Here is a 635-nt window from a genome sequence, read left to right as displayed (position 1 = left end):
GTATAGGTACCTTGCGCTGTATAGCTTAACGGATCTGCCGTTGTTCCTGTTACTGTTCCTTTGCAATTATCTGTTGTGCTTGGAACTGCTACCGTTGCAGAACATTCTGCGATAACATCTGCCAGAACTGGTTTAACTGGTTTTTCTGTATCGGTTATAGTAATAATTTGCTCACATGATGCCGAAGTGTTACCTGAAGCATCGGTAGCTGTCCATACTATTGTTGTTTTTCCTACTGGATATAAATCTGTTAATAATTTACTGTCTGAACGAACTCCTGTAAAGGTGAACGTTGTCGAGCAATTATCGGTTGCTGTTGGATTTACTATAGATACTGTTGCGCCACATTGGTTAGCTTCAGCAACTTGATTAATATCCACTGGACAAGTGATAACTGGTTTTTGGGTGTCTTTAATTATTACTTTTTGAAGTGCGGTTTCTATGTTGCCATTTCCATCATCAAAACTCCAGGTAATCGTATAGGTACCTTGCGCTGTATAGCTTAACGGATCTGCCGTTGTTCCTGTTACTGTTCCTTTGCAATTATCTGTTGTGCTTGGAACTGCTACCGTTGCAGAACATTCTGCGATAACATCTGCCAGAACTGGTTTAACTGGTTTTTCTGTATCGGTTAT

The 635-nt window shown here is 40.3% G+C and carries 1 protein-coding gene; it reads right to left on the bottom strand.

The features are described from left to right. Positions 1-635: HYR domain-containing protein (locus IW20_RS25165; RefSeq protein WP_035629168.1), on the bottom strand; the 635-nt coding region annotated here is incomplete at both ends.

This window comes from Flavobacterium hydatis (assembly GCF_000737695.1).
Lineage (GTDB): Bacteria > Bacteroidota > Bacteroidia > Flavobacteriales > Flavobacteriaceae > Flavobacterium > Flavobacterium hydatis.
Note: the sequence above shows the minus strand (reverse complement) of the source record. Positions and strands in the feature narration are given on the sequence as shown.